Below are 10,346 nucleotides of genomic sequence, written 5' to 3'. Positions count from 1 at the left end.
CTGGGTGGCAGCAGGCCCGGCAGCAGGAGGGCCCCGGTGCCGACCGCGGCGAGCCGGCCGAGCTGTCTTCTGGTGATGTCCACGATTCCGTCCTTGGGACTGGGGTGGTTGGGGTTGGTGACGGACCGCCGACAGACGGCCGTCGAAGGTGATGTCGAAGGCGTTCGGCGCGTTCTTCCAGCGCATGGTCCAGCGGGCCTGACCTTGCCGGTGGTCCCGGGCCGACATGATCGCCACGTCGGCCCGGGACCGGCCCGTCAACTCGTCACATCAACTGGTCGTCCACGGCCCGCGTGGACTCGACAGCCTCGGACTCGGACACGTCCTCACCGGTCATCGACGCATCTTCCATGATCGGGAGTTACACCGATCGTCGTACAGTTGCTCGCACTGTCGTGCGGGCTACGGCAGGGTCCACTTCTGGTTGTTGCCGCCGTTGCAGGTCCACAGGACCAGCTTGGTGGCGTTGGCCGTCGTCGCGCCCGAGGCGTCCAGGCAGAGGCCGGCGTTGGTAATGGTGCCGTCCGCGTTGACGTTCCACTGCTGGTTGGTCTGGCCGTTGCAGTCCCAGATGACGACCCTGGTGCCGTCGCTCGTGCCGCGGTTGTAGGCGTCCAGGCACTTGTTGCCGTAGACGACGAGCTCCTTGCGTGAGGTGTTGGTCCACGACTGGTTCTCGCCGCCCTGGCAGTCCCACAGCTGTGCCTGGATGCCGTTGGTGATCGTGTTGTTGTCGATGTCGAGGCAGCGGTTCGACTGCCGTCCGACGACCTGGGTGCCGTTGGCGCCGGGAAGCGGGCGCACTTCGATCGCGTCGAGATCGGGCGCCCAGGCCGAGGAGTTGGAGAACGTCAGCGAGTTCGCCGAGCCCTTGGCCAGGGAGACCACGACCGAGACGGTGCCGGGCGTGGTCCAGGAGCCGGTCGGCGGGAAGGAGACCGTGGTCGCCTGCTGTCCGTTGACCTGGAGCCGGGCCGTACGGGCCGCGCTGCCGCCGTTGGTGTAGGCGATGTCGACGACCTTGGTGCCCGTGGCGCCGGCCGCGACGCTGTTGAACCGCAGGGTGTTGGCGGCGCCGTTGCCGACGCCGCCCACCTTGGTGCCGCCGGAGCAGTTCGCGCAGGTGGCGTTGGCCGCGGAGCCGGCCTTGGTGTTGGCGGCGGCCTCGGCCTCGTACGTCGTACTCGCCGCCTCGGTGCCGCCGGTGACCGTGAGGATCACAGAGTCCCTGGCGGGCACGGAGACGGTGTAGCTGGTGCCGAAGCTGCCCACGTCGGAGCGCGTCCAGAGGTTGCGGACCGTGGCGGAGGCGCCGGTCAGGCCGAGGTCGGACCAGCGGACGGTCATGTTCTGCGCGCTGGAGGTGCGGTTGAGCAGGACGACGGCCCGCTTGCCGGTGCCGGACAGGACCTTGCCGTAGACCTGCAGTCCGGTGGTGTCCTCGGCGACCTTGACGCCCTGGAGGCCGCGCGGGTCCTGGTCGACCGCGATGACCTCGGGGTTCTTCAGGATGTTCGCGGTCTCGGTGCTCATCGTGGCCAGGTTGTTGCCGGCGAGGAGCGGTGCGCCGGAGATGGCCCACAGGTTCATGTGGCTGCGGTTCTGGGCGGCGGTGAAGCCGTCCAGGCCGACCATGAGCATGTCCGGGTCGTTGTAGTAGCCGGTGTGCTGGGCCGAGGGGTGCACGTTCGCGTCGTAGTTGGCCAGCATGCTGGTCCACGAGGGCGCGTTGCCATGGAAGATGATGTCGGTGTTGGTGCGCCACAGGGCCGCCATGCCGGCGCCCCAGTTCCACGGGTTCTGCTTGCCCCAGTTGCAGATGGACAGCGTCAGCGGCCGTTCCGTCGTGGCCGACGCCTTCGCGGCCGCGTCACTGATGGCCTGGTAGGTGGACTTCGCGTCCAGCCCCTCGACGTCACCACCGCACCAGTCGACCTTGACGTAGTCGAAGCCCCACTTCGAGAACTGGAGCATGTCCCGCTCGTAGTGCCCCTCGCTGCCGGAGCCTGGCGCGGCCGGGCGGCCCGTCGGGAAGTAGTAGCCGCAGCCGTCCTTGCCCGCGTCGGTGTAGATGCCCGCCTTGAGGCCCTTGCTGTGGATGTAGTCGGCGATGGCGCTCATGCCGCCGGGCCACTCGGACTCGTCGATCGTGATGTTGCCCGCGCTGTCGCGGGTGCCCTGCCACCAGCCCTCGTCGAGGTTGATGTACTTGTACCCCGCCTCCGGCAGTCCGGCCGCGACGAACGCGTCGACCTGCCCCTTGATGACGTTGTAATCGATCTTCGCGGCGAAGGTGTTCCACGAGGCCCAGCCCATCGGCGCCGGGGGCACCGCGATCTGATTCGACGTCACCGCGACCGGTTCCACCCGGCCCAGTTCGGTGGCCTGCTGGTGCTGGAGCCCGACCAGGGCACCGGCGGCCATCGCGAGCACCGCGGTCCGGACGAGGACGGCTCTGCACAGGCGCCTTGTCCAGGGGACGAAACGCTGAAGCGGCATACGGTTCCTTCCGGAGGCACGACAGTCGACCACGAACGATCGGTCGACATGTCGAACAATGCACAGATTTTCGAACAGGCCCCGCTGAAGCTAGAGTTCCGGTCGCGCAGAAGTCAACGGATCGTTCTGGCTTTTCTGAGGCGTCTTGGTGGTACGGGACATCTGCGACGCACCGAAGGGTGCGTCCGCGTCGATGCGCCAGCAAGACGAGCCCCGGGCGCGCGCTGACGCAGCGCTACCCGAACAGGCGCCGCTGGATTTCGCGCCGGTCCGGATCACCAACGAATGCCCACTGCCCTGTGCGCTGGGGGCAACTCGACCTCAGCGAACAGGCCTTCGCCGAACTGGCCCCCACCTCGACCGGCCGGATCGCCATCACCTGGAGCCTGTTGAGCCCCGGCACACCGGGCACGATCTCGATCCACTACAAGAACGGATCCAGCCCCTACTGGTGCGGCATCCAGGCGATCGGCCACCGCAACCCGCTCGCTCGGCTGGAGGTCCGCACCGGCGGCGGCTGGCGCCAACTGGCCCGCACCGACTACAACTACTTCCTCTCACCCGACGGCAGCGGGTGCGGCAAAGCGATCAGGATCACCGACATCTACGGAGAACGGCTGACCATCAACGGGATCGCCTTGCGGCCGGAAGCCGTGCAGCCGACGGGGATCCAGTTCGCCCGGCACTGACCCTGGCGCCGACAGTGAGCCCCCTCCGAACCAGCCGTTGACCGGGGCCGGCGCGGGCGCGCAGGCCGATCCAAGCACGGCGCCGACTTTGCCGGAGGGGGTGAAACACTGTGGAGCCGGGGCGCTGTGCGGCCTCCGGGGACCCGTCGGTCGGGAGTGGGGGTGCTGGGTGAAGCCCGATGAAGTACAGCAGGACGTTAATGGTGACCACGCTGCCGTCGAGGCCCCACCGCCGTCGGGGCCGGGCGGGGGTGCCCGAGCACCTCGGGCCCGCAGAGGACCGTCACCTCTCCTCCTCAACAGCAGGCAGTAGAGGAGGAGAGGGATGCCAGGGCAGGGCCAGGAGGAGATGATCTGCCATTGCTGGTGGGTCTGTGACGTGTAGGGCTGCTGTTCGATGGTGGCTCCGTTGGTGGTGCTGCCCTCGTCGACGGCGAGGGAGAGCCCGCTGTAGCGGTTGATGAGGAAGTAGTAGCCGTCACCGGTGGGTGTGACGGCCCAGTGCTGCTGGGGGGCACTGGCGTCCGACAAGATGCCGACGTTGCCGCCGTCGGCGCGGGAGAGACCCTGGACCTCCATGAGTTTGCCGCTGGCCACACCCTTGATCTTGTAGTAGCCGTCGCCGGTCTTGATGAAGGTCCACTTCTGGTTGGCCTCGTTGAGCCAGGGCCACTGCAGCACGTTGCTGTTGTTCGCGGTGGCCCCGCCCTCCACGTCGGCGGCCTTGCCGCTGTGCCGGGCGACCAGCCGGTAGACGGTGCCCTCGCCGGGGAGTGTGGTGGACACCAGGGCCGGCTTGACCGACCGGCCGCCGATCCTGACGCCGCTGATGTTGGCGTAGCCGCCGGTGGCCGCATTGACCTGGATCCGTACGAAGCCCACGTTCCGGTTGGGCCACTCGACCAGCTTGGTCTTCTGGTTGCCGGCCCAGGTGCCGGTGGCGACCTGGGTGAAGGTGACCCCGTCGGTGCTGGTCAGGATGGTGTACGAGGTGATGTCGCCGTCGGTGGAGTTGCTGCGGTTCCACTGCTTGGGCAGGTACTCCAGGGTGGAGACGTTGCTCCACACACCGCCCAGGTCGATCGTGATCGAGTGAGGCAGGGCCGGGGACAGGTCCCAGGACCTTCTGGGCGATCTCCGTCTCCGCCGCCGGGTGGACCCGGCAGGCGGGGGCGGCCACGCTCACCGCGGTGACCACCTGCTTGTTCTCATCCCGTTCGCGCGGGCCGCCCTTGGCCTGTACCCCCTGAAGAGATCCGATGTATAGCCCGACATCGGCGCTCCCTCCATCTTCGAGAATCCTTCAGGGGCCCATTGTGGCCATGGGTTATCGTCTCGCCTCTAGACGCGGCCACCACCGTACTCATATAAATAAATCCGATGTCCTCGGGTGTGACGCGGAGTGGAGTGCCCAAGCCGAGTTCCGCTCGTCACGCCTGCCTTCCCTCCCCCTGACACATGGAGCCGCACCATGTCCTCAGCTCCCCTCAGCAGACGCTCTCTGATGAAGGCCGCCGCCCTGGCCGGAGGAATCGCGACCTTCGGGCTGCCGCAGGTCCTGTGGCCCGCCACCGCCGAGGCGTACACCGTCCCCTCGAAGATGGACTGGTGGTATCAGGCCCGGTTCGGCATGTTCATCCACTTCGGGTCCTACTCGTACCTCGGCCAGGGCGAGTGGGCGTTCGACAGCCAGCAGTGGAGCAAGGCGAACTACCAGACCCAGGTCACCCAGAACTTCAACCCGACCGCGTTCAACGCCGCCACCATCGCCGAACTGGCCGAGAACGCCGGCATGAAGTACCTCGTGATCACCGCCAAGCACCACGAGGGCTACGCGATGTGGAACTCCGACGTGGCGAGCTTCACCGACACCACCGGCACCAAGCTGTACAACCTGCGCGACTACAACGGCATCCAGACCGACCCGCTCATGAACCTCAAGACGGAGTGCGAGAGCCGCGGGATCAAGTTCTGCCTGTACTACTCGATCCTCGACTGGAACCACCCTTCCCAGACCGACCGCCACGAGAGCGGTCTCACGACGATGTCGTCGCAGGCCGCCCGCACCGCCTACATCGCCGACATGAAGGCGCAGCTTCAGGAACTGCTGGACCGCTACGACCCGGCACTGCTCTGGTTCGACGGCGACTGGTTCGCCGAGCCTTCCAGCCCCACCCTGGAAGACTGGTGGCTGGAATCGGACGGCGTCGACCTCTACAACTGGCTGATCGCCCGCAAGCCCGGCCTCATCATCAACGAACGGGTCAAGCGGGACCACGGTCTCGGCGACTACGCGGTCGCGGAGTTCGGGATACCCGCCAAGCCGATGGGCCGGCCGTGGGAGCGGTGCGCCACCATGAACGGCGCCTGGGGTTACAACGCGGCGAGGGAGAACTCCTACAGATCCGTCAAGGATGTCGTCCAGGAGCTCGTCACGGTGGTCTCCCGGGACGGCAACCTCCTGTTGAACATCGGCCCCAAGGGCGACGGCTCGGTCACAGCGGGAACCCAGACCGTCCTGAACGGCCTGGCCTCATGGATGTCGACGTACAGCGACAGCATTCACGGCACCAGCGGCAGCCCGTTCGCCACCGAACCCGCATGGGGAAGGGTCACCAAGAAGAACGGCAAGCTCTTCGCCCATGTCTTCACCTGGCCCACGAACGGCCAGCTCCGGATCCCGGTGATCGACAACACGATCAACCGCGTCTATCTGCTGAACAACCCCTCGGTCTCGCTCCCGTACACCGTCACCGACCAGATCAACGTCACCGTGCCGGCCACCGCGCCGAACGCCAACGACTCCGTGGTGTGCGTCGAGGTCCAGGGCATGCCCGTGAGGGCTTCCGCGACGGTGTTCCAGAACGTCGACTACCAAGGTGCCCGCGCCGTCCTGCCGCTGGGCAGCTACACCTCCTCCCAGCTGGCCGCCGCCGGCCTGGCGCCCGCCGCGGCCTCGTCCATCCTGGTACCCGACGGCTACCAGGTGACGGGCTACTCCGGCGACAACTTCACCGGCACCGCCTGGACGTTCACCTCGAACACCCCCGACCTCCGGGTGACCGGCAACAATGACGCCATCGCCTCACTGAAGGTGACGTTCGACCCGGCCAGGTACTTCCGCCTGACCAATGTCACGAACCACTTGGCGCTGGACAGCGGCGGCAAGGTCGCCAGCGGCTCGAACCTGAAGCAGTGGGAGTCGATAGACCACGCCAATCTCCAGTGGCAGGCAATCGAACTCGGCAACGGCTACTACAGGCTCGTCAACCGCACCAACGGCATGGTCGCCGACGGCTGGGGCGCTACCAGCAACGGCGACCCGGCCCGGCAGGCCCCCTGGAACGGCGGCACCAACCAGCAGTGGCAGATCACCCACCGCGGCCAAGGCCAGTACTCGATCGCCAACCGCAGCACGGGACTGGTCCTCGACGGCGGCGGCATGGTCACCGCAGGGGCCGTGGCCAAGCAGTGGACGTGGCAGCAGCACACCAACCTGCTGTGGACGTTCGGGGCCTGACCCACCATCTCCCGCTTGCATGTGGCGTCGCGTCACTTCTTCTTCTCGCGCCCCGGCAAGAACTCCTGCACCTTCGACTTGAAGCCCTGCCGCACCATCGACCCCCGGTCCGCGTCGCCCTTCAGGATCGACTCGGCGGTGGCCTCCATCTGCTGCCAGGTCGCGTGCGGCGGGACCGGCGGGACCGCCGGGTCCGTCAGGAACTCGATCACCGCGGGCCGTCCGCCTCCAGGCCCGCGCGCCAGCCGGCCTCGACGTCCTCGGGCTTCTCCACGCGGATGCCGGCCAGGCCCAGGGAGCGGGCGAAGGCGGGGTACTGGACGTCCGGGAGCTCCTGCGAGGGCAGGAAGGACGGCGCGCCCTCCATCGCCCGCATCTCCAGCCCGGCGGTCTTGTGGAAGGTGGCGTCCTGGGCGAATCTCGTGCATCTCCACCAGCACCGACGGCACGAACTTCACCCAGGTCGCCACCGGCACCTGGGCCGGCGACCGCGCCACCAAGGTGGCCGAATGGCCCGCCCGGAACGTGGGCTTCGTACGGATCCGGGCCAACGCGGCCACCGGCGGCTACGCCAACATGGGCGGCGTGAGGATCGGCGGCCGGTCGGTCAAGCCGGCAGTGGTGTCCACCACGCTGCCCGGCGACGGCACCGTCTACCGGCTGGTCGCCGGGCACAGCGGCAAGGTCGCCGACGTGGAGGGCGGGGCCACCGCGAACAACAGCAACGTGCTGCAGTGGCCCTGGCTCAACCGGACGAACCAGAAGTGGACCTTCACCAACACCGGCGACGGCTACTACAAGATCAAGGGTGTGGGCAGCGGCAAGCTCATGGAGGTCGCGGGTCTCTCCCGCGCCGACGGCGGCAACGTCGGCATCTGGTAGGGGCAGCGGTGGCGCCCCCCAGAACGCGTGCCTGATTCCATCATTCCTCCGAGCACGTCACCTCAACGTCCGGCTGTACTTCACGGGTTTCACCCAAGCCCCCACTCCTGCCGTACATCAACGCCGCCCTCATGCCGTCCGCGCACACGGCTTCCCCGCACTCGGCGACATGACCGGCGCCACCGTCCACCTCGCCGGCTCCTGGGCCGCCGACTCGGCCTCCGCCGACGGGGCCGCGCTGGTCCAGTAGACCTGCGGAAGCCGGCTCGACCAGCAGTTCACGCTGCGGAGCGTCACCTCCTGAGCGCCCCAGCCCCCTCGACCCGCACGTCTCCACGAAGAAGACGCGCACGTCCCCACCCAGCAAAGAAGGGCCGCACATGCACACCTCCCGAAGACTCTCCGCCAGACTCACGGCCACGGCATCCGCCACCTGTCTGGCCGCTGTCGGACTCGCCCTCGTCCCGGCGGGAGACGCCTCGGCCGCGGGCGCGCCGCAGGGCGGCCACGTCTACGCGCTGACAGCGGCGCACAGCGGCAAGAACGCCGCCGTGCTGGGGGACTCCCTGGCCAACGCAGCCGCGATCGTGCAGAAGACCGCCTCCGGCGGCCCCGGCCAGCTGTGGGAGGCGGTCGACCACAGCGACGGCACCTTCTCGCTGGTCAACATCAACAGCGGCAAGTGCATGGACGTCCAGAACGGCTCCACGAACGCGGGAACCGCGATCATCCAGTGGCCCTGCACCGGCTCAAGTAACCAGCGCTGGACCTTCAGCGGCTCGGCGATCGTCTCCGCCCGCAGCGGCCTGTGTCTGGACGTCTCCGACAACTCCACCGCGGAGGACCACGCGATCATCCAGTGGACCTGCAAGAACACTACCAACCAGCAGTGGAGCCTGACCGAGCGCCTGCGCTCGGCGACCTGGGGCCCGAGCATGGTCAGCGGCGGCCAGGCCTTCACCTCGCAGACCATCCGGATGGTCGTCCACAACAACACCTCCGGCGCGGGGCTGCGCATCCGGCTGTCCAACCTGCGCGGCACCACCGCGCTCTCGGTCGGTGCCGTCACGGTGGCCGTCCAGTCCAGCGGCGCCACTGCGGTCGCGGGCACCACGCGTACCGTCACCTTCGGCCGGTCGGCCACGCCCACCATCCCCGCCGGGCAGGAAATGACCAGCGACGTCATCCCGATGCAGGTCGTCGCGGAGCAGAACCTGCTGGTGAGCGTCTATCTCCCGGGCACCACCGGTGCCTCGACCTACCACTACGACGCCCACCAGACCTCGTACCTGTCCGCCGCGGGCACCGGCAACCACGCGGCCGAGGAGGCCGCGACGAACTTCACCACCACCACGGCCCGCTGGTTCTACGTCGCCGGACTCGACGTCGTGTCACCCACGGCCAAGGGAACCGTCGTGGCCATCGGCGACTCCATCACCGACGGCTCCAGCGCCACCGACAACGCCAACCAGCGCTGGCCCGACTACCTCGCCCGGCGGCTCCAGGCCCAGTCCGGCGGCCAGCGCCTCGGCGTGGTCAACGCGGGCATCGGCGGCAACCGCGTGGTCACCGACAGTCCGAGCGCGCAGCAGGGCATCGCGGCCGTGACCCGGTTCTCCCACGACGTCCTGACCCAGCCGGGCGTGAAGAACGCCATCGTGCTGGAGGGTATCAACGACATCAACAACACCAGCGTCACCGCCGACCAGATCATCGCCGGCTACCAGACCATGATCGACCAGGCACACAAGGCCGGTGTCCGAATCATCGGCGGGACGATCCTGCCGAACTCCTCGCAGACCGCCGCCAAGGCCGCCATCCGCGCCCAGGTCAACGACTGGATCCGCACCAGCGGCGCCTTCGACGCGGTGATCGACTTCGACGCGGCGCTCCGGGACCCGGCCAACCCGGCGCGATTGCTCCCCGCCTACGACAGCGGCGACCATCTGCACCCCAACAGCGTCGGCATGCAGGCCATCGCCAACGCCGTGGACCTCGCGCTGCTCACCTCCTGAGCGGTGCCGACCTCCCGGACGGCGTAGTTCCGTTCTGCGCCCCCTCTCCGCGTACGGGGCACCGGACGGAACGGCCCGTCATCCGTGCGCCTGCGGGCAACTGCCGCCGACTGTGAAATGACGGCCGAGGCATACCGGCTCCTCAAAACCATCATGGAGACGTGGCGGCCGTGCGATGACGGGCAGGTCGTAGTCCGCACGGCCGTAACGGTCGTCCACTCCCTCACGCCCGCGGCGCGGATGACGACGGTCAGTTGCTCGGGCACGTCCCGGTGCGCGGCCTCGTACTCCTCGATGCGGTCGGCGCGGACTCTGGTGTGCAGGGCGACCTTAATGCGGCTCCTCCGACGGCATGGCTTCCCCGGTCGGCGCGGCTGCGGGGACAGGGGTGTCCGGGTCCAGCAGGCCCTCGGTGCGCAGTTCGTCCCACAGGGTGTCCGAAATCGGGCGCCACAGCTGCTCCACCGTGTCGCGCACCTCCTGGGGGGAGCGCGCCCCGGTCAGGACGCTCGCGACCGCGGAATGGCCGAACGGGAAGCGCAGCGCGGCGGCACGCAGTGGCACGTAATGGCGTTCGCACACCGCGAGGAGTCGTAGCGCCCGGTCGAGGACCGGTTGCGAAGCCGGTGCGTAGTCGTACGTGGCACCTGGCCGGGGGGCCGTCAACCCTGAGCTGAACACCCCGCCAATGACGACACTCCAGCCACGGGTGGCCGCCTCCGGGAGCAGTTCGTGTGGTCT

3 protein-coding genes and 6 pseudogenes are annotated in these 10,346 nt (G+C 68.2%); 4 read left to right on the top strand and 5 right to left on the bottom strand.

The window, feature by feature from the left end; genetic code table 11:
* Positions 1 to 402: 402 nt before the first annotated feature.
* A complete protein-coding gene (locus tag AQJ91_RS46565) occupies positions 403 to 2,424 on the bottom strand; it encodes a ricin-type beta-trefoil lectin domain protein (protein ID WP_107122723.1) in 2,022 nt (673 codons plus the stop codon).
* A 343-nt stretch (positions 2,425 to 2,767) separates the two neighbouring features.
* Between AQJ91_RS46565 and AQJ91_RS46560 the strand changes: the two are divergent.
* Positions 2,768 to 3,188: pseudogene (locus AQJ91_RS46560) on the top strand (expansin EXLX1 family cellulose-binding protein); the annotation flags it as partial.
* A 345-nt stretch (positions 3,189 to 3,533) separates the two neighbouring features.
* On the opposite strand, the pseudogene AQJ91_RS46555 reads toward AQJ91_RS46560, so the two are convergent.
* A pseudogene (locus AQJ91_RS46555) lies at positions 3,534 to 4,310 on the bottom strand (RICIN domain-containing protein); the annotation flags it as partial.
* Between the two features lie 349 nt (positions 4,311 to 4,659).
* Between AQJ91_RS46555 and AQJ91_RS46550 the strand changes: the two are divergent.
* Positions 4,660 to 6,708: an alpha-L-fucosidase gene (locus AQJ91_RS46550; protein ID WP_067035880.1), complete on the top strand. Its 2,049-nt coding sequence runs from the start codon at positions 4,660 to 4,662 to the stop codon at positions 6,706 to 6,708.
* Between the two features lie 32 nt (positions 6,709 to 6,740).
* Here the strand turns inward: AQJ91_RS46550 and AQJ91_RS51480 are convergent.
* A pseudogene (locus AQJ91_RS51480) lies at positions 6,741 to 7,087 on the bottom strand (thiamine pyrophosphate-requiring protein); the annotation flags it as partial.
* Positions 7,088 to 7,134: 47 nt separating this feature from the next.
* On the opposite strand from AQJ91_RS51480, the pseudogene AQJ91_RS46540 reads away from it, so the two are divergent.
* Positions 7,135 to 7,587: pseudogene (locus AQJ91_RS46540) on the top strand (RICIN domain-containing protein); the annotation flags it as partial.
* A gap of 383 nt (positions 7,588 to 7,970) precedes the next feature.
* Positions 7,971 to 9,605: an RICIN domain-containing protein gene (locus tag AQJ91_RS46535; RefSeq protein WP_067035871.1), complete on the top strand. Its 1,635-nt coding sequence runs from the start codon at positions 7,971 to 7,973 to the stop codon at positions 9,603 to 9,605.
* A gap of 212 nt (positions 9,606 to 9,817) precedes the next feature.
* On the opposite strand, the pseudogene AQJ91_RS58000 reads toward AQJ91_RS46535, so the two are convergent.
* A pseudogene (locus AQJ91_RS58000) lies at positions 9,818 to 9,940 on the bottom strand (L-rhamnose mutarotase); the annotation flags it as partial.
* Positions 9,936 to 10,346 (bottom strand): annotated as a pseudogene (locus tag AQJ91_RS51470) (aldo/keto reductase); the annotation flags it as partial. The pseudogenes AQJ91_RS58000 and AQJ91_RS51470, both read right to left, overlap by 5 nt.

The organism is Streptomyces dysideae (assembly GCF_001514305.1).
Classification (GTDB): domain Bacteria; phylum Actinomycetota; class Actinomycetes; order Streptomycetales; family Streptomycetaceae; genus Streptomyces; species Streptomyces dysideae.
Note: the sequence above shows the minus strand (reverse complement) of the source record. Positions and strands in the feature narration are given on the sequence as shown.

Excerpts from the sequence above, each read along its gene's own strand:
- AQJ91_RS46565 (WP_107122723.1), bottom strand. The coding sequence starts at position 2,424 with ATGGCCGCCGGTGCCCTGGTCGGGCTCCAGCACCAGCAGGCCACCGAA.
- AQJ91_RS46550 (WP_067035880.1), top strand. The coding sequence starts at position 4,660 with ATGTCCTCAGCTCCCCTCAGCAGACGCTCTCTGATGAAGGCCGCCGCC.
- AQJ91_RS46535 (WP_067035871.1), top strand. The coding sequence starts at position 7,971 with ATGCACACCTCCCGAAGACTCTCCGCCAGACTCACGGCCACGGCATCC.